Origin of the sequence: Streptomyces sp. NBC_01446, assembly GCF_026340095.1 — a bacterium.
Lineage (GTDB): Bacteria > Actinomycetota > Actinomycetes > Streptomycetales > Streptomycetaceae > Streptomyces > Streptomyces aureus.
In genome coordinates, this window is sequence record NZ_JAPEPO010000001.1 from 5,700,451 (window position 1) to 5,726,036 (window position 25,586).

Annotated in this window: 24 protein-coding genes and 1 other RNA gene; 11 read left to right on the top strand and 14 right to left on the bottom strand. The window is 72.1% G+C overall.

From position 1 onward, the window contains the following. The first annotated feature begins 80 nt into the window (after positions 1-80). Both OG456_RS25500 and OG456_RS25505 read left to right on the top strand, forming a co-directional pair. Complete coding sequence (locus tag OG456_RS25500) at positions 81-1,286, top strand: lipid-transfer protein (RefSeq protein WP_266564799.1); 1,206 nt, start codon at positions 81-83, stop codon at positions 1,284-1,286. A gap of 85 nt (positions 1,287-1,371) precedes the next feature. Next, positions 1,372-2,811, top strand: coding sequence for a DHA2 family efflux MFS transporter permease subunit (locus OG456_RS25505; RefSeq protein ID WP_266564801.1), 1,440 nt, complete (start codon positions 1,372-1,374; stop codon positions 2,809-2,811). Between the two features lie 15 nt (positions 2,812-2,826). Here the strand turns inward: OG456_RS25505 and OG456_RS25510 are convergent, their stop codons facing one another. From OG456_RS25510 to OG456_RS25525, 4 genes are read right to left on the bottom strand one after another with little or no spacing between them, the layout of a single operon-like run. After that, positions 2,827-3,459 (bottom strand): response regulator transcription factor, encoded by a 633-nt coding sequence (locus OG456_RS25510; RefSeq protein WP_266569424.1) that lies wholly within the window; start codon positions 3,457-3,459, stop codon positions 2,827-2,829. Between the two features lie 38 nt (positions 3,460-3,497). After that, positions 3,498-4,781, bottom strand: coding sequence for a sensor histidine kinase (locus tag OG456_RS25515; RefSeq protein ID WP_266564803.1), 1,284 nt, complete (start codon positions 4,779-4,781; stop codon positions 3,498-3,500). 18 nt (positions 4,782-4,799) lie between these two features. After that, on the bottom strand, positions 4,800-5,516 hold the full coding sequence (locus OG456_RS25520; RefSeq protein ID WP_266564805.1) for an ABC transporter permease: 717 nt from the start codon (positions 5,514-5,516) through the stop codon (positions 4,800-4,802). Continuing rightward, a complete protein-coding gene (locus OG456_RS25525; protein ID WP_266564811.1) occupies positions 5,513-6,484 on the bottom strand; it encodes an ABC transporter ATP-binding protein in 972 nt (323 codons plus the stop codon). The genes OG456_RS25520 and OG456_RS25525 overlap by 4 nt, the downstream gene beginning before the upstream one ends. A 297-nt stretch (positions 6,485-6,781) precedes the next feature. On the opposite strand from OG456_RS25525, the gene OG456_RS25530 reads away from it, so the two are divergent. Genes OG456_RS25530 through OG456_RS25540 form a run of 3 tightly spaced genes read left to right on the top strand, consistent with a single transcriptional unit; the run spans position 6,782 to position 9,719 of the window. Further along, the gene (locus tag OG456_RS25530; protein WP_266564813.1) at positions 6,782-7,636 is read left to right on the top strand and encodes a MaoC/PaaZ C-terminal domain-containing protein; all 855 of its coding nucleotides are present in this window, start codon (positions 6,782-6,784) and stop codon (positions 7,634-7,636) included. 36 nt (positions 7,637-7,672) lie between these two features. Next, entirely contained in the window at positions 7,673-8,749 is a 1,077-nt protein-coding gene (locus OG456_RS25535) for a Zn-dependent alcohol dehydrogenase (protein ID WP_266564815.1), read from the top strand. Positions 8,750-8,768: 19 nt separating this feature from the next. Continuing rightward, positions 8,769-9,719 carry a 3-oxoacyl-ACP reductase gene (locus OG456_RS25540; protein ID WP_266564817.1) on the top strand — a complete coding sequence of 317 codons (951 nt, stop codon included), beginning with the start codon at positions 8,769-8,771 and terminating at the stop codon, positions 9,717-9,719. A 55-nt stretch (positions 9,720-9,774) separates the two neighbouring features. Here the strand turns inward: OG456_RS25540 and OG456_RS25545 are convergent, their stop codons facing one another. Next, complete coding sequence (locus OG456_RS25545) at positions 9,775-9,933, bottom strand: hypothetical protein (RefSeq protein WP_266564819.1); 159 nt, start codon at positions 9,931-9,933, stop codon at positions 9,775-9,777. A 45-nt stretch (positions 9,934-9,978) separates the two neighbouring features. Beyond that, positions 9,979-11,145, bottom strand: a complete 1,167-nt coding sequence (locus OG456_RS25550; RefSeq protein WP_266569425.1) for a hypothetical protein — start codon at positions 11,143-11,145, stop codon at positions 9,979-9,981. 693 nt (positions 11,146-11,838) lie between these two features. Between OG456_RS25550 and OG456_RS25555 the strand changes: the two genes are divergently transcribed. From OG456_RS25555 to OG456_RS25570, 4 genes are all read left to right on the top strand, one after another. Next, the gene (locus OG456_RS25555) at positions 11,839-12,900 is read left to right on the top strand and encodes an ABC transporter substrate-binding protein (protein WP_266564821.1); all 1,062 of its coding nucleotides are present in this window, start codon (positions 11,839-11,841) and stop codon (positions 12,898-12,900) included. Positions 12,901-13,005: 105 nt separating this feature from the next. Beyond that, a complete protein-coding gene (locus OG456_RS25560) occupies positions 13,006-13,863 on the top strand; it encodes a Nif3-like dinuclear metal center hexameric protein (RefSeq protein WP_266564823.1) in 858 nt (285 codons plus the stop codon). Then, positions 13,860-14,603 (top strand): zinc ribbon domain-containing protein, encoded by a 744-nt coding sequence (locus OG456_RS25565; RefSeq protein WP_266569426.1) that lies wholly within the window; start codon positions 13,860-13,862, stop codon positions 14,601-14,603. Before OG456_RS25560 ends, OG456_RS25565 begins: the two co-directional genes overlap by 4 nt. 8 nt (positions 14,604-14,611) lie before the next feature. Continuing rightward, the gene (locus OG456_RS25570; RefSeq protein ID WP_266564825.1) at positions 14,612-15,853 is read left to right on the top strand and encodes a bifunctional RNase H/acid phosphatase; all 1,242 of its coding nucleotides are present in this window, start codon (positions 14,612-14,614) and stop codon (positions 15,851-15,853) included. Positions 15,854-15,877: 24 nt separating this feature from the next. Here OG456_RS25570 and eda read toward each other — a convergent pair whose 3' ends face one another. Then, on the bottom strand, positions 15,878-16,498 hold the full coding sequence (gene eda / locus OG456_RS25575; RefSeq protein ID WP_266564827.1) for a bifunctional 4-hydroxy-2-oxoglutarate aldolase/2-dehydro-3-deoxy-phosphogluconate aldolase: 621 nt from the start codon (positions 16,496-16,498) through the stop codon (positions 15,878-15,880). 75 nt (positions 16,499-16,573) lie between these two features. Next, a complete protein-coding gene (gene yaaA / locus OG456_RS25580; protein ID WP_266569427.1) occupies positions 16,574-17,380 on the bottom strand; it encodes a peroxide stress protein YaaA in 807 nt (268 codons plus the stop codon). A gap of 173 nt (positions 17,381-17,553) precedes the next feature. On the opposite strand from yaaA, the gene OG456_RS25585 reads away from it, so the two are divergent. Together OG456_RS25585 and rnpB are read left to right on the top strand one after the other, a co-directional pair. Further along, complete coding sequence (locus tag OG456_RS25585; protein ID WP_266564829.1) at positions 17,554-19,002, top strand: RNB domain-containing ribonuclease; 1,449 nt, start codon at positions 17,554-17,556, stop codon at positions 19,000-19,002. Positions 19,003-19,031: 29 nt separating this feature from the next. Beyond that, positions 19,032-19,441, top strand: an RNA gene (gene rnpB, locus OG456_RS25590) — RNase P RNA component class A. Positions 19,442-19,485: 44 nt separating this feature from the next. Here the strand turns inward: rnpB and OG456_RS25595 are convergent. From OG456_RS25595 to OG456_RS25620, 6 genes are read right to left on the bottom strand one after another with little or no spacing between them, the layout of a single operon-like run. Further along, positions 19,486-20,280 (bottom strand): hypothetical protein, encoded by a 795-nt coding sequence (locus OG456_RS25595; protein WP_266564831.1) that lies wholly within the window; start codon positions 20,278-20,280, stop codon positions 19,486-19,488. A gap of 59 nt (positions 20,281-20,339) precedes the next feature. Beyond that, complete coding sequence (locus OG456_RS25600) at positions 20,340-20,843, bottom strand: hypothetical protein (protein WP_266564833.1); 504 nt, start codon at positions 20,841-20,843, stop codon at positions 20,340-20,342. Next, complete coding sequence (locus OG456_RS25605) at positions 20,840-22,117, bottom strand: MCE family protein (RefSeq protein ID WP_266564835.1); 1,278 nt, start codon at positions 22,115-22,117, stop codon at positions 20,840-20,842. Before OG456_RS25605 ends, OG456_RS25600 begins: the two co-directional genes overlap by 4 nt. After that, positions 22,114-23,394, bottom strand: coding sequence for an MCE family protein (locus tag OG456_RS25610; RefSeq protein WP_266564837.1), 1,281 nt, complete (start codon positions 23,392-23,394; stop codon positions 22,114-22,116). The genes OG456_RS25605 and OG456_RS25610 overlap by 4 nt, the downstream gene beginning before the upstream one ends. Continuing rightward, the gene (locus OG456_RS25615) at positions 23,391-24,515 is read right to left on the bottom strand and encodes an MCE family protein (RefSeq protein WP_266564839.1); all 1,125 of its coding nucleotides are present in this window, start codon (positions 24,513-24,515) and stop codon (positions 23,391-23,393) included. Before OG456_RS25615 ends, OG456_RS25610 begins: the two co-directional genes overlap by 4 nt. Beyond that, complete coding sequence (locus tag OG456_RS25620; RefSeq protein WP_266569428.1) at positions 24,512-25,492, bottom strand: MCE family protein; 981 nt, start codon at positions 25,490-25,492, stop codon at positions 24,512-24,514. Before OG456_RS25620 ends, OG456_RS25615 begins: the two co-directional genes overlap by 4 nt. Positions 25,493-25,586 lie beyond the last annotated feature (94 nt).

Genomic DNA, 25,586 nt, shown 5'->3' on the forward strand with positions numbered 1-25,586 from the left:
AGCCGGGGAAGCCCTTCCCTCGGCGGCCCGCTCCTGCCAGTATCTGACGACTCGTCAGATACTGGCAGGAGGCCGTTTCCATGGGCAAGGCGTACATAGTCGGCGTCGGGATGACCAGGTTCGAGAAGCCCGAGAGCCGCGACTGGCAGTACTGGGACATGGTGAAAGAGGCCGGGACCAAGGCCCTCGACGACGCCGGCGTCTCCTACGAGGACGTGGAGCAGGTCCCCGTCGGCTACTGCTTCCAGGCTTCGACCGCCGGGCAGCGCGCGGTCTACGAACTCGGCCTGACCGGCGTCCCCGTCTACAACGTCAACAACAACTGCGCGACGGGAGCGAGCGCGCTGATGCTCGCCCGGCAGTTCGTCGAGGGCGGCATCAACGACTGCGTGCTGGCACTCGGCTTCGAGAAGATGCAGCGCGGCGCGCTCGGCGGGGGAGCCGACGGCGGAGCCGCTGATGGATTCGGCAAGACGTCACCGGTCGCCCGGCACTACGGCATCATGGCCGCGAAGCACGGCTTCGAGATGTCCCCGCCCACCGCCCAGATCTTCGGCGACGCGGCCCGCGAGCACATGGAGAAGTACGGCACGACCGAGGCCCAGCTCGCCGCCGTGGGGGCCAAGAACCACCGGCACTCCGTGAACAACCCGTACGCCCAGTTCCAGGACCCGTACACCGTCGACGAGGTCCTCGCCGCGAAGACCATCCACGCGCCGCTCACCAAGCTCCAGTGCTCACCCACCTCGGACGGCGCGGCGGCGGCCGTCGTCGTGTCCGAGCGGTTCGTCGAACTCCACGACCTGGGTGACAAGGCCGTCGAGATCGCCGCGCAGGCCATGACGACCGACACGGGGGAGTCCTTCGCCTCCGGCTCCTGCATCGACGTCGTCGGACAGCCCATGTCACGCGCCGCCGCCACCCGCGTCTACGAGGCGTCCGGGCTCGGCATCGAGGACGTCGACGTGGTCGAGCTGCACGACTGCTTCTCCGTCAATGAACTCCTCGCCTACGAAGCGCTCGGCATGTGCGCGCCGGGAGCCTCCGGGAAGCTCGTCGAGGAGGGCGCGACGACGTACGGCGGACGCTGGGTCGTGAACCCGTCGGGCGGCCTCATCTCCAAGGGCCACCCGCTCGGCGCCACCGGCATCGCCCAAGCGGCGGAACTCACCTGGCAGTTGAGGGGCGAAGCCGGTGCGCGACAGGTCCCGGGCGCCCGCGTCGGACTCGCCCACAACATCGGACTGGGCGGCGCCGCCGTGGTGACGATGCTGCGCAGGTCCTAGGCCATGGGGACGGGGTCCTAGTCCCCGCGGACCAGCGCCGGGTGCGCCGAAATCCTGATGTACGGACCGACAGCGGCCTGAGACCATGACACTCATGCTTGAAGCCCCCATCGACACCGCGATAGCCCGCAAGGCCGCGCCGCCCACCTGGCTCGTCGTGGCCGCCGCCTGCGCCGGACAGTTCCTCGTCGTCCTCGACGTCTCCGTCGTCAACGTCGCCCTGCCGTCCATGCGAGCGGACCTGGGGCTCAGCGCCACCGGGCTGCAATGGGTGGTCAACGCCTACTCGATCGCGTTCGCCGGGTTCATGCTGCTCGGAGGGCGGGCCGGCGACCTGTTCGGGCGCAAGCGGATGTTCCTCGTGGGGCTCGGGCTCTTCACGCTCGCCTCCCTCGCGGGCGGGCTCGCGCAGGAAGGCTGGCAGCTCCTCGCCGCCCGCGCCGTCCAGGGGCTCGGCGCGGCGGTCCTCGCGCCGTCGACGCTCACCATCCTGACGTCCGCCGTCCCGGAGGGCGCCGCCCGCGCCCGGGCCATCGCGACCTGGACCGCCGTCGGGGCGGGCGGCGGCGCGGCCGGCGGCCTCGTCGGCGGCGTACTCACCGAGGGCCTCGACTGGCGCTGGGTGCTGCTGATCAACGTCCCTCTGGGCGCCCTGGTGTTCGCGGCCGCCGCCCGCTGGATCCAGGAGTCGAAGGCGGGCGGCGAGCGGCGCCTCGACCTGCCGGGCGCCGTCCTCGTCACGGCGGGCACCGCGACCCTCGCCTACGGCGTCGTGCAGACCGAGGCCGAGGGCTGGGGCGCCGCCGCGACCCTGGTGCCGCTCGGCGTCGCCCTGGCGCTGATCGTGACCTTCCTTGCCGTCGAGGCGCGCACGCGGCTGCCGCTGATGCCGCTCGGCCTGTTCCGGGTCCGCGCGGTCGCGGCGGCCAACGCGGCGATGTTCGTGTGCGGCATGGGCAGCTTCGCGATGTGGTTCTTCATGACCCTGTACGCGCAGAACGTCCTCGGCTACACCCCGATCGAGGCCGGCCTCGCCCTCGTGCCCAGCTCGCTCGCCGTCGTCGCCGGATCCAAGATCGCCCCGCGCCTGATGCGCCGCGCGGGCGCACGGGCCGTCGCGGTGTCCGGCGTACTCGTCACGACCGCCGGGTTCACCTGGCAGTCGACGATGAGTGCGCACGGCGGTTACGTCGCCGGGATCATGCTGCCGGGCATGGTGATGATGGCGGGCGCCGGACTCGCGATGACGCCCCTGGCCTCGCTCGCCACATCGGGGGCCGCGCCGGGGGATGCCGGGCTGGTGTCCGGACTCGTCAACACCTCGCGGACGCTGGGCGGTTCGCTGGGGCTCGCGATCCTGTCGACCGTGGCGGCCGGCCGCTCCGGCGGGGGAACCGGGGCCGAGGACCTCACCGACGGTTACGCGGCCGCGTTCCGGTGGGGTGCGGGGATCCTGCTTGTGGCGGTGGTCCTGCTGGTGACGTGGATGCCGCGCGCGAAGGAGACCCGGCAGGCGGCGGGTTGAGGGACCGGGAGGCCGTCACAGCCACCCCTGCTGCCGCGCCTCCCGCATCGCCTCCATGCGGTTACGGGTCCCTGTCTTGCCGATGGCCGAGGACAGATAGTTGCGCACCGTCGACTCCGACAGATGCAGCTTGCCCGCGATGTCGGAGACCGTGGCCCCGTCCGCGGACGCCTTCAGGACGTCGCACTCGCGGGTCGTCAGCGGGTTCGGGCCCGCGCTCAGCGCGGCCGCCGCGAGCGCCGGGTCGATGACCGTCTCGCCGCGCAGGACCCGCCGGACCGCCTCCGCGAGATCCTCCACCGGACCGTCCTTGACCAGGAATCCGGCCGCGCCCGCCTCCATCGCCCGGCGCAGATAGCCCGGCCTGCCGAACGTCGTCAGGATCAGGACCCGGCAGTCCGGGCACTGCTCACGCAGGTCGGCCGCCGCGTCCAGGCCGCTGCGGCCCGGCAGTTCGATGTCGAGCAGCGCCACATCGGGCCGCGTCTCCAGTGCCCTGTCGACGATCGCGTCACCCCTCGCGACCTGCGCGACGACCTCGATGTCCGCCTCCAGGCCGAGCAGCAGCGCGAGAGCGCCCCGCATCATGCCCTGGTCCTCGGCGAGGAGCACTCGTACGGACTTCGCGGGCCGGTGATCCCGGGGCATCTCGTTCACGGGCCCAGGGTAGAGCGCCCGTCGCGCCGTCACCCCGCGCGTTCCGGCTCCAGCATCGCGTCCGGCTCCACTTCGCCCGGCAGGACCGGGAGTTCGGCCGTCACCGTGAAGCCGCGCGCGGCCGGGCCCGCCTCCAGGGAGCCGCCCGCCGCGCCGAGCCGCTCGGTCAGGCCCCGCAGGCCCGTACCGCCGATGCCCGGCTCCGGCGGCTCGGCCGCGGCGCCGCGCCCGTTGTCGTGGACCCTGAGCCGCACGCGCTCCGGGGTGCCGTCCACGGAGATCTCGCAGCGCGTCGCCCCGCTGTGGCGCACCGCGTTCGTGACCGCCTCCCGCACCACCCAGCCGAGCAGCGCCTCCGTCTGCGCGGCGAGCGGGGGGCCCGACTGGCGTACGACGGGCTCGATCCCCGCCGCCGTGAGCGCCGAGCGGGCGCGGTCGAGCTCGGTGGTGAGACTGCCCTCGCGGTAGCCGGTGACCGCCTCGCGGATCTCGGTCAGCGCCTGCCGGCCGACGGACTCGATGTCCGACACCTGCGTGAGCGCCGCGTCGAGGTCGCGGTGGGCGAGCCGGCGGGCCGCCTCCGACTTCACCACGATCACGGACAGCGTGTGCCCGAGCAGGTCGTGCAGGTCGCGGGAGAACCGCAGCCGCTCCTGCTCCACCGCGCGGTGCGCCAACTCCTCGCGGGCGGCGCGCAGTTCACGTACCGCCTCGGCCAGGGAGAGGATCGCGGCGGTCACCATCGTGGACAGGAACGTGCCGTACGCGATGTTGAGCGCGTCCCAGCCCTCCTTGAGGCCGCCGATGGTGCCGGCGAGCGCGCTCAGGCCGAGGGCGACCTGGCCGAGGCGGCGCCCCCGCACGACCGCGCCCGCCGCGAGGCCGAGCAGCGGGAAGAACATCAGCCAGCTGCCGCCGTAGGCGATGGCGAGCCCGCAGGTGAGCAGGCCCATCGCGATCAGCGCCAGGAGCGTGTAGCGGGCCTCGCGCCGCCTCTTGTCGAAGGCTTGGAACACGACCGAGATGTAGAGGCTGTTGAAGACGAACAGGCCGATGCCGCCGATCCAGGGGTTGGCCGTCTTGCCCTGGAGGAGGTTCGAGAAGGCGCCGAGCCCCATCAGGAGCCAGGGCAGCAGCGCGAATCCGTTCGGCGGCGGACCCATGGGCCCGCCCTCCGCGGCCGCCCCGCTGTCCTTCGCGCCCCTCTCCCGGGCCCGCCACTCGGCCTTCCACACGTCCCGGTCAGCCTTCCACTCCTGGCGGGCGTCCCGCAGCTCGACCATCCGGCAGGTGACTCGGCGCTTGAAGGACATGGTTCCCCGGCTCCCCGTTCAGATGGTCCGCGCGGCCCTGCGGTACGACACCACAGCGTACGAACCGAAGGCCAGCAGCCAGGCGGCGAGCACCGTGACCGCGGCGGCCGACGGCGCGTGCCCGTCGGCCACGGCTGTACCGAGCTGCGCGAACCGGTTCGTCGGCGTGTACGACGACACGGACTGCAGCCACCCGGGGAAGAGCGCGATCGGGAACCACAGGCCGCCGAGGACGGAGAGCCCCAGATTGCACACCATGTTCGCGACACCCGTGGTCTGCGCGGTCAGCCGGTAGCCGTTGCCGAGACCGAGCAGGGTGAAGGGGATCGAGCCGAGCCACAGCAGCAGCGCGACGGCGGCCCACTGCCACACGTCCAGCCGTACTCCATTGACCAGGCCGCCCGCGACGAGCACCGCCGCGATCGACGGCAACACCGTCACGGACCCCGTCAGGGCCCGGCCCGCAACCACCTGGCGCGGCGTCATCGGGGTGACCCGCAGCTGTCGCAGCCATCCGATCGTCTTGTCCTCGGCGACCCCGCCGCCGGTGCTGAGGGCCGAGCCCACCGCGCCGTACGCGGCCATGCCGACCATGGAGATCGTCTTCCACTCGGGGTCGTTCTCGCCGAGGTTGGTGAACAGCAGGTACATCATCACCGGCATCCCGACACCGAAGATCACGAACATGGTGTCGCGCAGGGTCCTGCGCACTTCGAGCCTCAGGTAGTCGATCATCGAACTGTCTCCAGATCCGTGTCGGAACCGCTGCCGGTGCGGTCGTCGGAACGGCTGCCAGGACGGCTGTCCGAACCGCTGGTCAGCGCCATGAACGCGTCGTCGAGCGAGGCCGGGGCGACCTCAAGACCCCGGATCGCGTTCAGTCCGGCCAGCGCGATCACCGTCGCGTCCGAGTCGTCCGTACGCAGCCTGGCCCGGTCCCCCCGGACCTCCACGGCCGTCACCCCGGGCAGCAGCGACAGGCCCTCCGTGCCGCGCCCGGCCAGGTCGAAGGAGACGAGGCTGCCGCCCGCGGCCCGCTTCAGCTCCTCGCCGGAGCCCATCGCGACGACCCTGCCGTGGTCGATGACCACGATCCGGTCGGCGTGGGCGTCGGCCTCCTCCAGGTAGTGCGTGGAGAAGAGCACCGTGTGGCCGCGCCGCGCGTAGGCCCGCATCGACGTCCAGAACGCGTGCCGCGCCTCCACGTCGAGGGCGGCCGTCGGCTCGTCGAGCACGAGCAGGGCCGGGTTCCCGGCGAGGGCCACGGCGAACCGGACCCGCTGGGTCTGGCCGCCGGACAGCTTGTCGACGCGCCGCTGCGCGAGCTCCTCGATGCCGGCCAGCGCGAGCGCGTCGGCGACGGGCATCGGCGCCGGATAGCGGCCCGCCACGAAGGAGACCAGCTCACGGACCGTGACCCTGGGGACCGCGCGGCCCTCCTGGAGCATCGCGCCGACCTGACCGGCACGCACCGCCTGCTCCGGCGTGCCGCCGAAGAGGGAGACCGTGCCCTCGTCCGGGGTGTCCAGGCCGAGCAGGAGGGCGATCGTGGAGGACTTGCCCGCGCCGTTGCGGCCGAGCAGGGCGACGGTCTCGCCGCGCCGGATCTCCAGATCGACCCCGTCGACGGCGCGCACCGCGCCGAATGTCTTGACCGCCCCCGTGAAGGACACGGCCACCGGTGTCCCGTCTGTCTTCGTCATGGCAGGGACGCTACGGGCCGGGAGCCCGGCGCGGCAGATGCCGGTTGTACGGAGCCGGGCAGTACAAATGTCACGGCCGCCCTTCCCCGGCCGCCCGCGCACCAGATCTGACATGTCGTCAGGAGTCTTCACAACTGCCGTGGTCTTGGCTATACATGGGATCGCCGGACTGGAACGCGTTCTAGAACGGGCGCGTGGCGTTCCACCAGAGTTCCTCCGGCCCAGCAACGACCTCGGTGCGACCGACGGTGCGGACGGCCGCACCGAGGTCTTTCCCGCACAAGGAGTCTCTGTCTGATGCCGATCGACGCCGCCAAGGCCGTAGCCGCCGAACCCCGGTCCGCCGAGATCACCTGGGACCACAAGGACATCCAGCTCTACCACCTCGGCCTCGGCGCGGGCACCCCCGCCACCGACCCCGACGAGCTGCGCTACACCCTCGAGTCCCGGCTGCACGTCCTGCCCAGCTTCGCCACCGTCGCCGGCGCCGGAATGGGAGTCGTCGGCGGCCTCTCCGCCCCCGGCATCGACGTCAACCTCGCCCACGTCCTGCACGGCGGGCAGACCGTCGCACTGCACCGGCCCATCCCCGTCAGGGGAAGCGCGACCTCCACGTCACGCGTCGCCGCCGTCTACGACAAGGGCAAGGCCGCCATCCTCGTCCTGCGCACCGAGGTGGCCGACGCGGACGGCCCCCTGTGGACCAGCGACGCGCAGATCTTCGTCCGCGGCGAGGGCGGCTTCGGCGGCGACCGCGGACCCACCACCCGCCTCGAAGCACCCGCCGGCGAACCCGACCGCACCGTCGACCGCCCCGTCCGCGAGGACCAGGCACTCCTGTACCGGCTCTCCGGCGACTGGAACCCCCTGCACGCCGACCCGGAGTTCGCCAAACTCGCCGGCTTCGACAGGCCCATCCTGCACGGCCTGTGCTCGTACGGCATGACGCTCAAGGCCGTCGTCGACACGCTGCTCGACGGCGACGTGTCCCGCGTGCGGTCCTACGCGACGCGGTTCACCGGAGTCGTCTTCCCGGGCGAGACGCTGCGGATCCGGATGTGGCGCTCCGAGGGCCGGATCCAGGTCACCGTCACCGCCGTCGAGCGGGACGAGGCGCCCGTACTCGCCGACACCATCGTCGAACACGCCTGACCCCATCGGGACCCTTCGGGAGAGGAGCCGCACGCCATGCGCGCAGCCGTACTGCACGAGATAGGCCAGGACAAACTCGAGGTACTCGACGACGTCGAGGCGGTGGGCTTCGGCCCCGGCAAGGTGAAGATCCGGGTCAGGGCCACCGGACTGTGCCACTCCGACGTGTCCGCGATGAACGGCGTGCTGCCGCAGCCCGCCCCCTTCATCCCCGGCCACGAGGGCGCCGGCGAGATCCTCGACGTCGGCGACGGCGTCACGAACGTCAAGCCCGGCGACCGCGTCCTCGTCTGCTGGCTCCCGGCCTGCGGGGCCTGTCCGGCGTGCAAACGCGGCCAGACCCAGCTCTGCCTCGCCGGGTTCATGAACGCCGGCACCCCCAACTTCAAGCGCCCCGGCGGTGACGTCTTCGGCTTCGCCGGCACCGGCACCTTCACCGAGGAGGTCGTCGTCGACGCGGGCTGCGCCGTGCCCATCCCCGACGACGTGCCCTTCGACATCGCGGCCCTCATCGGCTGCGGCGTCACCACCGGGCTCGGCGCCGCCATCAACACCGCGGACGTGGCGGCCGGTTCGTCCGTCGCCGTCATCGGCTGCGGCGGCGTCGGGATCTCCGCGATCCAGGGCGCCCGGCTCAAGGGTGCCGCGCAGATCGTCGCCGTCGACCCCGTCGCCTCACGCCGCGAGGCCGCCCTCAGGTTCGGCGCCACCGAGGCCGTCGCACCCGACGCCCTCGGCGACGCCAAGCAGCGCATCACCGCGGGCGAGGGCTTCGACTACGTCTTCGAGGTCGTCGGCAAGTCCGCCACGGCCCGCACCGCCTATGAGACGACGCGGCGCGGCGGCACCCTGTGCATCGTCGGCGCGGGCGCCCTGGACGACTTCCTCCAGCTCAACATGTTCGAGCTGTTCTTCGACGAGAAGAAGATCCTGCCTTCCATGTACGGCGGCGGTGACGTCCTGACGTCCTACGAGCGGGCCATCGCCCTGTGGCGGGCCGGTCGCATCGACCTGGAGAGCCTCATCACGCACCGCGTGCAGCTCGCCGAGATCAACGAAGCCCTCGACCAGATGCGGTCGGGCACCGCGCTGCGCACCTGCATCGAAATCTGAGAGAGGACCCCGATCCCCGATGGCTTCAGAGTCACTGCCGCTTCAGGGCCTGTCCGCGATCGTCACCGGCGCGGGCCGCGGCCTCGGCCGGGCGGAGGCGCTCGAACTCGCCCGGCTCGGCGCGAGCGTCGTCGTCAACGACTTCGGACAGCCGGGCCGCGACGGATCCGGCGGCGCCGACGCCACCCCGGCCGAGGAGGTCGCCGCCGAGATCCGGGCCGCGGGCGGGCAGGCCGTCGCCCACCTCGGCGACGTCGCCGACCACGAACAGGCCCGCGCACTCGTCCAGTTGGCCGTCGACACGTACGGAAAGCTCGACATCCTCGTCAACAACGCGGGCATCCTGCGCGACCGCATGATCTTCTCGATGAGTGAGGACGAGTGGGACACGGTCATCCGCGTCCACCTCAAGGGCCACTTCAACACGACCCACTTCGCGTCCGTGCACTGGCGCGCACGCTCCAAGGCGGCGGGCACACCGGTCTACGGCCGCATCGTCAACACCTCGTCCGAGGCGTTCCTCGCCGGCTCGGCCGGGCAGCCCAACTACGCGGCGGCGAAGGGCGGCATCGTCGGCCTGACGACCTCCACGGCCCTCGCCCTCGGCAAGTACGGCGTCACCTCCAACGTCATCTGCCCCCGCGCCCGCACCCGTATGACCGAGGACGTCTTCGCGGGCTTCGCGGAGCCCGGAGCCGGTGAGCTCGACCCGCTGGCCCCCGAACACGTCGCCCCGCTCGTCGGCTACCTCGCGTCCCCGGCCGCCGGGAACGTCAACGGCCAGCTGCTCGTCGTGCACGGCGGCATGGTCGCTGTCGTCGAACGTCCCAAGGTCTCCGCCAAGTTCGACACCTCGAAGGACGCGTTCAGTTACGAGGAGCTGGACGCACTGCTCACCCCGCACTACGCGGACCGGCCGCCGAACGAGACGTTCGCCGCGGCCGAGGTGCTCGGCCTCAAACACGCCTGACCCCATGGCGAAGGGGCCCGGAACCATACGGTTCCGGGCCCCTCCGTCATGCCGTTCAGCCCTGTTCGGACTGATCCCTGCGGTGCCGGCCGTGCGGCGCCGCGTTCTCGTCGCGCGAGGACACACCACCACGGTGCCGGCCGGGACCGGCGGACCGGTCCGCCGCCTCCCTGGACTCCGCCGTGGTCATCTCCGCGTTCATCGTCTCGGCCATCGAAAACTCACCCCGTAACAAGATCCTTCAAACAGCCGGGCGAGTCTAACCGGCGGGTGCCGCCCGTGTCCCGGCGGTTGCCGCGCGTCGCATCAGACCGGCCAGAGGAGCCTGCTGGAGCGGGACGGGACGGGCCGCCGAGGGCGGCTCGGGCACCGTCTGCGGAGCCAGATCCTCGACGGGTTCCGGCACCGACGTGCGCGCGATCCCACAGGGCACCGACTCGGTGGCGTACGGGAGGTGCAGCTCACCGTCGCGCGTCCACAGGCCCGCGCCCGTCAGCCAGCCCTGCGGGGCGGCGAGTTGATGCATCTGGCGCTCGGCGGGCCGCCACAGGCCCAGCCAGGTGCCCGCGGCGCCGTCGATCCGCAGCGCCACCGCACAGCTCTCCGGCATCAGCGTCTGACCCGGCTGGATTGCGAACGGCGTCACCGCGCAGTCGGTCAGGCGCAGACACTCCGGGAAGCGCACCGGCAGCGTCGAGCCCAGCACGCCCCAGCCGAGGCGCTCATGGCCGGGCGACGGCGCGTCCGAGCGGATCAGGAGCAGCCCGCTGTCCGGATCGGCGAGCACCAGCCGGTCCGCGCTCGACTCCGCGATCTGGAGCAGCGGCGTGACCTCGCCGCCCCGCCCCAGGTCCACCGCGACCGTCTTGACGGGACCCCCGTCGAGGGACCGGTCGAGCGCCAGCATCCGGCCCGCGCGGTCCAGCCACACCCCGCCCGAACAGCGCCCCGGGACCTCGGCCAGGAACTCGGGCCCGAACGCCCCGCCCGCCACCATCCACACACCTGTCGACCGCTCGCCCACGGCGATGGCGTACGCGCAGCTGCCGCCCGGTGACGGCGGAAGCAGCGTCAACTCCCCACCGCTCACCGCCCCGAGAGGCACCTCGCCCGTTCGCGGGCCCGTCGGATACAGCAGCGAGAAGGAGTGACGGCCGTCCACCACGCGCCGGATGAGGACGCGCCCGTCGCCCATCGGGACGACCTCGGTCCCGGGCTCCTCCGGCTGGTTCCCCGGCAACGGCACCGCGTACGGCTCGGGCCCGTCCAGGGTCCACCGCTCCGGAAACCAGGACGTGCCGTCGGACGCGAGCCGCGCGGCGTACGCCCCGTCGGCGCTGATGACACAGGCGGGGCGAGGGGCGGGGCGAGCGGGCTCGGGGACACTCGCCGGGGCTTGGCCGGGGGCAGGGGTCCGCGCGCTCAAAGGGGCTGGACCGGGGCTGGGGGGCTGCGGGCTCACCGGGGCCTGGCCGGGGCCAGGGGGCTGCGGGCTCACCGGGGCCTGGCCGGGGCCCGAGAGCTGCGCCGGGGCCGGGCCGGTGTCCGGGGCGTGCGCGTACTCCGGTCCTGCGGTGCCGTCCGGGGCTTGAAGGGTCACCGGTCCTGGGGTGCCGTCCGGCCGGGGGCCGGCGTCCCGGGCCGGCCCGTACTCCGTGGCGGGCCGACTCTCCGGCGCTCGCCCGTACTCGGTGGCGCGCTCGCTCCCCGGCGCCCCTCCGCACTCCGTGGCGCGCTCGTTCTCCGGCGCCCGCCCGTCCGCCCGGTCCGGGGCCCCGCCCGGCTCCGGGTCCGGGTCCTGTCCGTTCTCCGGGTCGTTTCCGCTGTCCGGGGCCGGTCCGCGCGCCGGGCCCGGTCCGCTCTCCAGCTCCGTCGTGGGCTCGATCGCCAAGGCCGTCATGGGGATCACTCACCTCCGGTTCGTCCGAGCCGAAGCTAGTTTTCGCACGCGCTGCCGTGGCACTCGCCGCTCAGGCTTCACACCAAAGGGTGGCCATGTCCGTATCTGCCTGAAAGGGGTGGGTCAGATGTGCTGGCACGTCCGGAAGTGCCTGATGTTAGGTTTGCCTAACCACATCTGAGGCGGCCTGACGCCACGAAGTTCGGAGCTGGAACACCCATGGCCCTGCGAACAAGTCCGCGCACCCGCGGCACCGCCGTCGTAGCCCTCGCCGTGGCCGCCGCCCTGTCGCTCGCGGCCTGCGGGTCCGGCGACTCGGACTCCGGCGCGTCCGCCGGCTCCGGCAAGTCCGACAACGGCAGCGGCTCCAAGGCCGTCGCCCAGGGCGGCGAGGACTTCGCCAAGGCGGCCTCGCAGACCGCGAAGATGGGCACGACCGCCAAGGCCGGCCAGTTCCCGCGCACCATCGAGCACGCCATGGGCAAGACCGAGATAAAGGCGCAGCCCAAGCGGGTCGTCGTCCTCGACGTCGGCGAGCTCGACAACGTCGCGTCCCTCGGCGTCAAGCCCGTCGGCTACGCCCCCACCGAGGGCGACGACGGCGTCCCGTCCTACCTGAAGAAGACGGCGGGCACCCCCAAGGACGTCGGCACGATCAACTCCCTCAACCTCGAGGCGATCGCCAACCTCCACCCCGACCTGATCCTCGGCAGCGAGCTGCGCGCCGCCAAGCTCTACCCGCAGCTCTCCAAGATCGCCCCGACGGTCTTCTCCATCCGCCCCGGCTTCACGTGGAAGGAGAACTACCTCCTCAACGCGTCCGCCCTCGACAAGACCGCCGAGGCCAAGGCGAACCTCGCCGCGTACGAGAAGAAGGCGAAGAAGCTCGGCGACGACATCGGCGAGAAGAAGCCCACGGTCACGATGCTGCGCTACATGCCCGGCATGATCCGCCTCTACGCGAAGGCGTCCTTCATCGGCACGATCCTCGACGACGCCGGCATCCCGCGCCCCAAGAACCAGCAGGTCGTGGACCTCGCCACGGAGGTCAGTCCGGAGAAGATCGACCAGGCCGACGCCGACTGGATCTTCACCGGTGTCTACGGCGACGCGAAGAAGACGGACCGCGCCACCGCCGAGGGCAACCCGCTGTGGAAGAAGCTCGGCGCGGTGAAGAGCGGACAGGCCAAGGACGTCCCGGACGAGACCTGGTACCTGGGGCTCGGCGTCACGGCCGCGAACCTGGTCCTCGACGACCTGCACGGCTACCTCGTCAAGTAGCCGACTGTCGGTGCCCGGTAGCGGTACGTGAGCCCGTACCGCGCCCGGCCGCGGCCGTATGTGAGCCAGGGCCGACGGGGCATGGAGGGAAGGTAGCCTTTCACCGTGCCCCGTCTGTCTGAAGTCATCGCCGCGCTCGAGAAGCTGTGGCCCCCCGAGCGGGCCGAGTCGTGGGACGCGGTCGGCACGGTCGTCGGCGACCCCGACGCCGAGGTCTCCCGGGTCCTGTTCGCGGTGGACCCCGTCCAGGAGACCGTCGACGAGGCGGTGAAGCTGGGCGCGGACCTCCTGGTCACGCACCACCCGCTCTATCTGCGGGGCACGACGACCGTCGCCGCCACCACCTTCAAGGGCCGCGTCGTCCACACCCTGATCAAGAACGACGTCGCGCTGCACGTCGCGCACACCAACGCCGACCGTGCCGATCCGGGCGTCTCCGACGCGCTCGCGGGCGCCCTCGACCTCCGCGTCACCGGCCCCCTCGTACCGGACCCGACCGACCCCGCGGGCCGCCGCGGACTCGGCCGGATCTGCGAAGTCGAGCCCCCCGTCACTCTGCGCGAACTGGTCGGACTTGCCGCCGACCGGCTGCCCGCCACCGCGCAGGGCATCCGCGTCTCGGGCGACCTGGACGCGACGATCCGCACGATCGCCGTCAGCGGCGGCTCCGGCGACAGCCTCTTCGCCGACGTGCGCGCCGCGGGCGTCGACGCCTTCCTGACCGCGGACCTGCGCCACCACCCCGCCTCCGAGGCGCGCGAACAGAGCCCGCTGGCGCTGCTCGACGCCGCCCACTGGGCCACCGAGCAGCCCTGGTGCGAGCTGGCCGCAGCCCAGCTCGACGAGATCTCCGACCGCAACGGATGGGGACTTCGCGTCCACGTCTCGAAGACGGTCACCGACCCCTGGACCGCCCACGCGGCGTCCAACGCCACACCGATCCCAACTGGAGCCCCCAACTGAACGCCGCGCCCGCCGACCAGATCCGACTTCTCGACGTCCAGGCCCTGGACGTACGACTGTCGCAGCTCGCGCACAAGCGCAAGTCGCTGCCCGAGCACGCCGAGATCGAGTCGCTGAACAAGGACCTCACACAGCTGCGCGACCTGCACGTCGCCGCGCAGACCGAGGAGAGCGACTGCGCCCGCGAGCAGACCAAGGCCGAGCAGGACGTCGACCAGGTCCGCCAGCGCGCCGCCCGTGACCAGCAGCGCCTGGACTCCGGCGCCGTCACGTCCCCCAAGGACCTGGAGAACCTCCAGCGCGAGATCGCCTCGCTCGCCAAGCGCCAGGGTGACCTGGAGGACGTCGTCCTCGAGGTCATGGAGCGCCGCGAGTCCGCGCAGGAGCGCTTCGAGGAGCTCACCGGCCGGGTCGCCTCCGTCCAGGCAAAGATCGACGACGCGACGGCCCGCCGCGACGCCGCCTTCGAGGAGATCGACGGCGAGGCGGCCACGGCCACGAAGGAGCGCGGGATCGTCGCCGGCTCCGTCCCCGACGACCTGCTGAAGCTCTACGACAAGCTGCGCATCAAGGAGGGCGGCGTCGGTGCGGCCCGCCTCTACCAGCGCCGCTGCGAGGGCTGCCAGCTGGAGCTGAACATCACCGAGCTGAACGAGGTGCGGGCCGCGGCGCCCGACTCCGTGGTGCGCTGCGAGAACTGCCACCGGATCCTGGTGCGCACGTCCGAGTCCGGCCTGTAGGAGCCTTCGTGGTGCGGGAGTTCATCGTCGAGGCCGACGGCGGTTCCCGGGGCAACCCGGGGCCCGCGGGCTACGGCTCGGTCGTCATCGACGCGGCGACGGGGGAGACCCTCGCGGAGGCCGCCGAGTACATCGGCGTCGCCACGAACAACGTCGCCGAGTACCGGGGACTCGTGGCCGGCCTGCGCGCCGCGCACGCCCTCGACCCGCAGGCGTCGGTGCACGTCCGGATGGACTCCAAGCTCGTCGTCGAGCAGATGTCGGGCCGCTGGAAGATCAAGCACCCCGACATGCGGCCCCTCGCCGCCGAGGCGGCGGCCGTGCTGCCGGCGTCGCAGGTGACGTACGAGTGGATCCCGCGCGAGCGGAACAAGCACGCGGACCGGCTCGCCAACGAGGCGATGGACGCGGGCAAGCGGGGCAAGCAGTGGGAGGCCTCGCGCTCGACCGCCGAGCTGGACACGTCGCGACCCCAGCCGGACCGCGGGGCCCCGCCCGGGGACGCGGCGGCCGGGGCGGCGAAGGCGCGGGCCGCGCTCGCGGGAGCGCGGGGGAACGCGGACGCGCGGGCCGCGGGGAACGTGGCGAGCACCGCGTCCCAGGGCTGGTCGGCGGCGCCCGATCTCGGGGCGCCCGCCACCTTCGTGCTCCTGCGGCACGGCGAGACCGCGCTCACGCCCGAGAAGCGGTTCTCCGGCTCCGGCGGCGCCGACCCCGAGCTGTCCGCGGCGGGACGCGCGCAGGCCGAGCGGGTCGCCGCAGCGCTCGCCGCGCGCGGCACCGTCCAGGCGATCGTCTCGTCGCCGCTCAAGCGGTGCCAGGAGACGGCGCGGACGGTCGCCGCCCGCCTCGGGCTCGACGTCCACATCGAGGAGGGCCTGCGCGAGACGGACTTCGGTGCGTGGGAGGGCATGACCTTCGGGGAGGTCCGCGAGCGCTTCCCGGACGACATGAACGCCTGGCTGGCCTCGTCGAAGGCCGAACCGACCGGGGGCGGCGAGAGCTTCGCGGCGGTCGCCCGCCGGGTCGCCGCGACGCGGGACCGGCTCGTCGGACAGTACGCGGGACGCACGGTCCTCCTGGTCACGCACGTCACGCCGATCAAGACGCTCGTACGGCTCGCGCTCGGCGCGCCGCCTGAGTCACTGTTCCGGATGGAACTCTCGGCGGCGTCACTCTCGGCGGTCGCGTACTACGGGGACGGCAACGCGAGCGTGCGCCTGCTCAACGAGACGGCGCACCTGCGCTGACGTCCGCGCCGCATGAGGTCCGCGTTACTTGAGGCCGGCCGCCTCGCGGGCCAGCATCTCGATCCGCGCCCAGTCCTTCGCCGCGACCGCGTCCGCGGGAAGCATCCAACTGCCGCCCACACAGCCGACGTTCTTGAGCGCCAGGTACGAGGGTGCCGAGCCGAGGGACACACCGCCGGTCGGGCAGAACCGCGCCTGCGGCAGCGGACCGGCCAGCGACTTCAGGTACGGCACACCGCCCGCGGCCTCCGCGGGGAAGAACTTCATCTCGCTCACCCCACGCTCCAGGAGCGCCACGACCTCCGACGTCGTGGAGACGCCCGGCAGGAACGGCACGCCGGACTTCTTCATCGCGTCGAGCAGCGTGTCGGTCCAGCCGGGGCTGACCAGGAAGCGCGCTCCGGCCGCGACGGAGTCGGCGACGTTCTGCGGTGAGATGACCGTGCCCGCGCCGACGACGGCGTCCGGCACCTCGTCCGCGACGGCGCGGATCGCGTCCAGAGCGGCCGGTGTCCGCAGCGTCACCTCGATCGCCCGCAGACCACCCGCGACGAGCGCCCGCGCGAGCGGCACGGCGTCGGCGACGTCCTCCACGACGACGACGGGTACGACAGGGGCGAGATCGAGCACGGAGGAATCAGTCATGGGGCCATCCTGCCCCGCGCTGCGCAGCATGCGCAAAGGGCGTTGCGCATGCTGCAATGCGCTGAGGAGTGGTGCTCAGTGGATCTCGGTCACCACGACGTCGAGCGCCCACGTCGTCCCCGCCTTCGCGGGCGGCTGCGCCTCCACCACATGACCGAGATCCCGCAGCGCCTCGACCAGCTCGGCCGGGCCCGCGGGCGTGGTGCCGGTCTCCAGGAGCGTGCGCACGATCCGGCCCTTCGTCGCCTTGTTGAAGTGCGACACGACCGAACGCTTCTCCGCACCGGTCACCGGATCCGTCTGCGCGTGCAGCACCCGCACCGTCGCGGTACGCCCCGCGACCTCCCCCTTCGGCTTCCACGCACTCGTGTACGCGGACGACCTCAGGTCGAGCACGAGCCCGTCCCCGGCCGCCTCCGGAAGAACCTCGGCCATCGGCCCGCGCCAGTGCGCGCCGAGCGCCCCGAGCCCCGGCAGCTTCACACCCATCGAGCAGCGGTACGACGGAATCCGGTCGCTCACCCGCACCGCGCCCCACAGGCCCGAGAACACCAGCAGCGAACGCGTCGCCCGGCGCTTCGCCGCCGCGTCCAGGGTGGCGAGACCGAGCGCGTCGTAGAGGACCCCCGTGTAGATCTCACCGGCCGGGCGCGCGCCCGCGGTGCGCAGCTCCACGTTCTTCGCGATCTCGCCGCGCAGCCCCTCGCTGAGACCGAGCACCTCGCGCGCCTTGTCCTCGTCGGCGGCACACAGCTCGACCAACTCGTCGAGCACGGCCTGCCGCGCCCCGGCGAGCCCCGCCAGGGACAGCGACTCAGGCTTCAGCGGGGCGCCGCGGCCCGACGAGGCCTTGCCTTCGGACGGCGGCAGCAGCACGAGCACGATCGGACTCCTCGGGACGGTGATGCGGATCAGGGGGTGCGGCCCCATCGAAAGCGTACGGAAGAGAAGGGGGTGCCGGGGAACACGGGGCGCCGCGGATCCCGAGGGCGCCGCAGTCCTGAGGGCCGCGGTCACGGGGTGCCGACGTCCCCGCCCCGTCCTACGCTCGGTGCATGCCCCGCCGTCATCTCCGTGTGACCGGCGCAGCCGAGGCCCCGCTGCGTGCCGCACTGCGTGAACTGCGTACGACCCTGGACGTCCCCGGGGCCTTTCCGGCCGACGCCCTCGCCGAGGCGGAACGGGCCGCGGCGGCCCCGCACCCGCCGGAACCGGGCGGCAAGGACGCCACCGACATCCCCTTCTTCACGATCGACCCGCCGACCTCCGTCGACCTCGACCAGGCCATGCACCTCTCGCGCCGCGACGGCGGCTACCGGGTCCGCTACGCCATCGCCGACGTCGCCGCGTACGTCACGCCCGGCGGCCCCCTCGACACCGAGGCCCACCGCCGCGTCACCACGCTCTACTTCCCCGACGAAAAGGTCCCGCTGCACCCCACCGTGCTCAGCGAGGGCGCCGCCAGCCTGCTCCCCGACCAGACCTGCCCCGCCGTCCTGTGGACCCTCGACCTCGACGCCGAGGGGCGCACCGTCGCCACCGACGTGGCCCGCGCCACCGTCCGCAGCCGCGCCAAGCTGGACTACGAGGGCGTGCAGCGGGCCATCGACGACGGCACCGCCGAGGAACCCGTAGCGCTCCTGCGCGACATCGGCCGCCTGCGCGAACAGCTGGAGACCGAGCGCGGCGGCATCTCCCTCAACGTCCCGGAACAGGAGATCACCGAACACGACGGCCGCTACGAGCTCGGCTACCGTGCCCCGCTGCCCGCCGACGGCTGGAACGCCCAGATCTCCCTGCTCACCGGCATGGCCGCCGCCGACCTCATGCTCGCCGCCGGCACCGGCATCCTGCGCACCCTGCCCGCCGCCCCCGACGGCGCCGTCGGCCGCCTGCGCCGCACGGCCCGCGCCCTGCGCATCGACTGGCCGCACCACGTCCCGTACGCCCAGCTCATCCGCTCCCTCGACCCGAGGAAGCCGCGCCACGCCGCCTTCCTCCAGGAGTGCACGACGCTCCTGCGCGGCGCCGGCTACACCGTGTTCAGCGGCGGCACACTCCCCGACCTCACCGTCCACGCCGCGGTCGCCGCGCCCTACGCCCACTGCACGGCCCCGCTGCGCCGCCTCGCCGACCGCTACGCCTCCGAACTGTGCCTGGCCGCCTGCGCGGGCGCCCCGCCCCCCGAGTGGGTACTCGCCGCGCTGCCCGGCCTGCCGAAGGAGATGGCGGACGGTACCCGCCGGGCCAACGCCGTCGAGCGCGGCTGCGTCGACATCGTCGAGGCGGCGCTCCTCAAGGACCGGATCGGCGACATCTTCGAGGCGTGCGTCGTCGACGTGAAGGACGACGAACCGGCCGTCGGCACCGTCCAGTTGACCGACCCCGCGATCGTCGCCCGCATCGAGGGCGGTACGGGTCCGCTGCCGCTGGGGGAGCGGCTGCGGGTACGGCTGACGCAGGCCGACCCGGGGGCGGCGAAGGTTCAGTTCGCCCCGGCCTGAGCGCCGGGTAGCATGGTCGGCACGGCAGACGAGCCGGGCGGACGGCCGCGTGAGGGCCTCTTTACGAGGATTCTCCCGAGGAACGTCCGGGCTCCACAGGGCAAGGTGGTGGCTAACGGCCACCCGGGGTGACCCGCGGGACAGTGCCACAGAAAACAGACCGCCGGGGACCGCAAGGCCCTCGGTAAGGGTGAAACGGTGGTGTAAGAGACCACCAGCGCCTGAGGTGACTCAGGCGGCTAGGTAAACCCCACCTGGAGCAAGGTCAAAAGGAGCGCCGTGAAACGCGCTCTGCGCGGACGTTCGAGGGCTGCCCGCCCGAGTCCGCGGGTAGACCGCACGAGGCCGGCGGCAACGCCGGTCCTAGATGGATGGCCGTCTCCCCGGCCGCCGCGAGGCGACCGGGCGACAAAACCCGGCGTACAGCCCGACTCGTCTGCCGTTCCGTACCCGGGAGGTCCGTGCCCGGGAGATCCCCGCACATCAGAGCGCGTCGACCCCACTCACCTTCCAGCCCCCGCCCGTACGCGTCAGCGTCATCCGTACGCGGTTCAGGTCCACGCGGGAGCCCTGGACCTGGGTGCTTTTGGTGACCTGGTTGACGAACAACAGGATCACCGCCCGGCCCGGCGTCGCCGAGACCACGGACGCTGCCGGGGTGCCGCCGGCCGGCTGAGTCACCGTCGCCTTCACCACCCCGTGGTACTTCCTGGCCGTCGGGCCGACCACCCTCGCCGTGGTCTTGCCGTATTCGTCGCGGAAGTGGCCGGTGAGGCGGGTGCGCGCCGCTGCGAAGTCGCGGTCCAGGTGCCGGTAGTCGTACGACAGGACGATCGGGGCCGCCTGGCGCGCGGCCGTGAGCGCCTGTCCTCGCGCCTGGTCGGCCCGGGATGTCTCGTGGTACCGCCACCCGAGCACGCCGGCCGCGACCAGGGCCGCCACGAGCAGGGCGCCGAGGACGGTGGTGAGCAGGCGGCGGCGGCCGCGTCGCGTCCGCGTACCGGAGCCGGGCTCGTCCTCCTTCCGCTCGGCGAGGGACTCGGGCGAGGGCTCGGGCGGATCGTCCCAGCCGCTCTCCTGCGGGGGCTCGACGAGCAGGGTGCGTCCGGCGTCCCGTGCCGCGCCCGGCCCCGTGGCCTCCTCGTCGGTGGCCGCGGGGCCCGGCTCGCCGTGGCCGCGCTCCGCGCGCCTGGCCGCCGCGCGAGCGGCCGCGGTCAAATTGCGCCGGGGTCCGGAACCGGAACCGGTGCCGCGGCTTCGGGTGGTCGTCTTCGCCACGGTGTTGCTCCTCAGGGTGGTACGGGTGGAGAGGTGGTGCGGGTGGAGAGGCGGTTCGGTCAGCCGACGAACTCGACGTCGGACGTCAGCCAGCGGCCTTCGTGCCGCACCAGGTCGAGCTGCAGTCGATACGTGCGCGCCTCGCCCTTGGGCGCCGCGGTGTTGGTCACCTTGCTGTCGGCGACCACCAGGACGCGGGCCGAGCGCTCGTCGGAGCGGACGATGCCCGCTTCGAGGACCTGCCCCTCGGACACGGACTTGTTCTCGGCGACGAGCTTGGTCAACTGCTGGGTCTGCGCGGCGAACTGCTTCCTGAAGTCGCCGGTGGCGCCCGCGAGGACGTTCGCGCTGTCCCGGTCGTAGTGCCGGTAGTCGAGCGACGTGAAGTTCAGCGCCGACTGGCGGGCCGCGGCCAGGAGGTCCTGGCGCCGCTGCTCCGTCTCGTGCCGGTCGTGGAGCGCGAGGCCCAGCCAGATCGTCAGCGCCGTCGTGAGGATGGTCGCCACGGCGAGCGCCACCGGCCACGCCCTGCCCGACAGGGCGTTTCTCACGGCCCCGCTCATGCCATCGGTCCTACGAGCAGCCATTGCCACGACTCCTTTCCGAACACGCTCTGCTGGCCGCCCGTCGAGCCGATCTCGACGGGCCGGCCGTCCGGGCCGGTCGCGGTGCCGGTCTCCGGGTCGTACGGCGTGACATACGCCGACTGGTTCGCGCCGCCCGAAGCGGCCTGCGCGCCGGGGGCGTTCTGCGCGCCCCGCACCGACGTCTTGCTTCCACGCGGGGCGGTGCAGTGCGCGTCGGTGTTCGCCTCGCGCTTGCTGGTGTCCGAGGGGTCGCGCCGCGTCGTCCCGTAGCCCTGGGTGCAGGGCGGCGGGTCGTCGGCGTTCACCACCAGGCCGAAGTGGGTGGTGCCGTCGCCCGGGACGACCGTGTAGCTGCCCGCGACCAGGGCGGGGAAGGTGACCAGGGACTGCTCCACGCCGGGGAGGCGGGCCAGCGTGACCTGGCCGCCGCTGATCAGATTGGCAAGGAGCACCGAAAGGCGTGGCCCGGTGGCCTTCAGCAGGGAGTTGACCTCCTGCGCGGCCGGTGTCGCGTTGCCGATCAGCTTGCGCAGATCCCCGTCGCTCGACTTCAACTGCGCGCTGAGCAATGCCAGATCGTGCGCGAACGACTTGATGGACGAGCCCTGGTCGGCCTGAGTCTTGAGGACTTTTCGCGAGTCCTCGATCAGCGAGATCGTCTGGGGGAGTGACTCGGAGGCCGAGCCCACGAGCGCGTTGCCCGAGTCCACCAGGCGGCTCAGGTTCGGCCCGGTGCCGGAGAACGCCTTGTCCAACTCGTCGACGGTGACCCGCAGATCGTCCTTGCCGACCGAGTTCACCAGCCGGTCCAGACTGAGGACGAGGTCCGTGGTGGGCAGCGGCACGCGCGTGCTGCCGCGCGGGATGGAGCTGCCCGCGAGGAGATACGGACCATGCGACGTACGCGGCTGCAGATCCACGTACTGCTCGCCCACCGCCGACCGGTTCGCGACCACGGCGAGGGTGTCCGCGGGGATGCGCGGCGCGCCGTCCTTGATGTCGAGGGCCACCGAGACCCCGTCGGAGCCGGTCAGCCGCAGCGAGCCGACGCGGCCCACCGGCACCCCGCGGTAGGTGACCTCGGCGCCGGCGAAGATGCCCCCGGAGTCGGCGAAGTCCGCCCGCACGGTGTAGCCGCGGCCCAGGACGCCGTCCACCAGGCCGGTGTACTCGGCGCCGACGTACGACACCCCTACGGCGGTGACGGTGGCGAAGGCGAGCAACTGCGCCTTGACCGTGCGTGTGATCACGGCTGAACCCCCTTCAGCATCAGCTCGGCGAGCGCGAGATCGATCCCCTCGGGCAGCTCGCCCGGGGTGGTGTAGCTGCTGGTGCACACCGGCGGGCACAGCGGACCGCCGCCGCCCGGCGGGGCCGACGGCAGACCCGGTGAGCTCGGCAGGGGCGTGGGGGCCGGGGCGCTCGGCAGGTCCGGGAGATCGGGGACATCCGGCAGACCGGGCAGTTCGGGGGTCTTGGGATCCCGGGAACCGCCGTGCCCCTTACCGGGCTTGCCGGAGCCGCCCGTCACATTGCCGTAGAGGTCTCTCAGGTCGAGATCGGCGGTGAGGTGGAGGTTGACGTAGTCACCCTTGACGGCGTCCACCGCGTTGCGGGGGAACGGGTAAGTGGTCAGCAGCTCCAGGGAGTTGGGCAGGTCGTCGCCCGCCTTGTTCAGCTGCCGCAGGATCGGCCGCAGCTGTCCGAGGTTCGCGACCGTGTCGTCGTGCGAGGCGTTGACCACCTTGGTGCCCGTCTTGCCCAGCTTCGACAGGGCGGTGAGCATCGTCGTCAGATCGCGCCGCTGGTCGGCGAGGACCTTCAGGGCGGGCGGCATCGCGACGACGGCCCGGGCGATCGTCTTCTTCTCCTTCCCGAGCCGCCCCGCGAGCCGGTCCACGGCCTTGAGGGCGCGCACGATGTCACGGCGCTGGTCGTCCAGACCGCCGATGAACGTGTTCAGCTCCTTGAGCAGTGATCTGACCCGGTTCTCCCGGCCGTCCAGGGCCTTGTTCAGCTCCACGGTGATCGTCTTGAGCTGGGCCACCCCGCCGCCGTTGAGGAGCGCGGACAGCGCGGACAGCACCTCCTCGATCTCCGGGTTGCGGCCGCTGCGGGACAGCGGAATGCGGTCGCCGTCGCCGAGCCGGCCCACCCGTTCCTTGCCGGGCGGGGCGGTCAGCGCGACGTACTTCTCGCCGAGGATGCTCGTCTGCCGCAGCTCGGCGAGCGCGTTGGCGGGCAGCTTCACCGAGTCGGCGACCCGCAGCCGTACGCGCGCGTGCCAGCCGTCCAGCTCCACCTTCTCGACCGCGCCCACGGTGACGTTGTCGACCTTCACCGCCGACTGCGGCACCAGATCGAGGACGTCACGGAACTCGACGGTGACGTGGTAGGCGTGACCGTCGGAGGCGGCTCCGCCGGGCAGCTGGACGTCGTACCAGCCGTTGAACTCGCAGCCGGACAGCAGCAGGGAACCGACCGCGGCCCATGCGACCGCCCCGACTTTGCGTCGCAGTGCGCTCATGCGCTCGCCCCCAGGATTCCGCCGAGCGTCCGGTCGACCGTTCCCGTCACGGCAGGGCCCTTGGGCACCTTCGGCAGGGAGTCGAAGAGCTTTTTCAGCTCCTTGCAGTCCGGGTTCTTGCCGCCTTCGTCGCCGGTCGTCCTCAGTACGGAGCACAGCAGCGAGGCCGGGTCCTGGGCCTGCTGCGCGTTGTTGCGGGTGTCGAGAGTGCCCGAGGACGGGTTGTAGGCGTTGTTCAGGTTCGACAGACCCGTGGGGGCCACCTCCAACAGCTCCTCCAGCGCGGCCCGTTGGGTGACGAGCACCCGGGTCACCTTGCTCAGGCCCTTCACGTCCGAGGTCAGCGACTTCTTGTTCTTCTTCACGAAGTCCGACACGTCGCCGAGCGCGGTGCCCAGGTTCTTGAGCGCCGCCGCGAGATCCTCGCGCTCGCCCGCGAGCTGCCCGGCCACCTCGGAGAGGCTGGTGTTGAACGAGCGCACGCTCTTGTCGTCGGCGGCCAGCGCCGCCGTGAACACCTGCAGGTTCCGTACCGTGCCGAAGAGGTCCGAGCGGCCGTCGGACAGCGTGGTGACGGCCTGCGAGAGGTCGTCGACCGTCCGGTGGAGGTTCTCGCCCTGGCCGTCGAGGTTGTCCGCGCTCACCCCGAGCAGCCGCGACAGCGAGCCGTCCTTGTTGGCGCCCTGGGGACCGAGCGCGTCGGCCGTCGTGTGCAGGCTGTCGAAGACGCGGTCCAGTTCGACCGGCACCGCCGTCCGCGTCTCGGGGATGACGTCACCGTCCCGTAGCACCGCGCCCTTGCGGTACACGGGCAGCAGCTGCACATAACGGTCGCTGACCACCGACGAGTTGATGATCGCCGCCTGCGCGTCCGCCGGAATCTTCCGGCCCTCCTCGTAACGGAGCTCCACCCGCACCCGGTCGCCCTCCGGCGTGATCTTGTCGACCCTGCCGATCCGGACGCCGAGGACACGGACATCCGAGCCGGGGTAGATACCGACGGTGCGCGGGAAGTACGCGGTGACGTGCACGGACCCGGGGCGCGGCCATACGACGTACGTGAGCGCGGCGACGAGGGCGAGTGCGGTGACCACGGCCACGCGCTTCCTGAGGTTGTTCACCGGGTGCCTCCCGTGCGCGGCACCACAGGCGCGGCGACCAGGTTCTGGACGTAGCTGTCGAACCAGCGGCCGTTGCCGAGAGTGTTGCCGAAGACCCGTACGTAGGGAGCGAGCAGCTTGACGCTCCGGTCGAGGCTCGCCTGATTCCGTTCGAGCATCCGCACCACACGGTTCAGGCCCCTGAGCGCGGGCCCGATCTCCTCGGCGTTGTCGTCGACCAGGCCGGAGAGCTCGATACCGAGCGCGACGGAGCTCTTCAGCAGTTCGTGGATCGCCTTGCGCCGCTTGCTGATCTCCTTGAACAGCTTGTCGCCGTCCTTGACCAGCGCGGAGAAGTCCTTCGAGTGCTGGGCCAGGACGCCCGTGACACCGTTCGCGTGGTCCAGGAGTTCGCCCAGCGCCTTGTCGCGCGAGGCGACCGTCCGGGAGATCCTCGACAGGCCCTTGATGGACGCGCGCACCTCGGCGGGCGAGTCCTTGAAGGTGCTGGAGAGGGTGTCGAGGGCAGTCGCGAGGCGGTCGGTGTCGACCTTCTCCGTCGTGGTCGTGAGATCGCTGAACGCCTGCACGACGTCGTACGCCGGGACGGTCCGCTTCAGCGGGATCTCACTGCCGGGCTTCAACTGTCCCGGCCCCTTGGGGTGCAGCGCGAGGTACTTCGCGCCGAGGATCGTCTTGACCCGGATCGAGGCGCCGGTCCCGCTGCCGAACCCGGGATCGCCCTTGATCTTGAAGGTGACCTTCACGTGATCACCGTCGAGATCGACGTCCTTGACCTTGCCGACCTTGACGCCGGCGATCCGTACCTCGTCGCCGGGCTTGAGGCCGCCCGCCTCCGAGAAGGCCGCGCTGTACGTCTCACCGTCGCCGATCAGCGGCAGGCTGTCCGCGTTGAACGCGGCGACGGCCAGCAGCGCGAGGGTGGTGAGGCCGACGGCTCCGATGACGACGGGGCTGCGCTCGCGGAACGGGATCAGGCGCGGGCGGCGTATTCGTATGCGGGGGAGTCTGGGCGGGTCGATGCGGACCTTGACCAGCGGCTCCGGGCGGGGCGGGCGGGGTGCCCGGTGC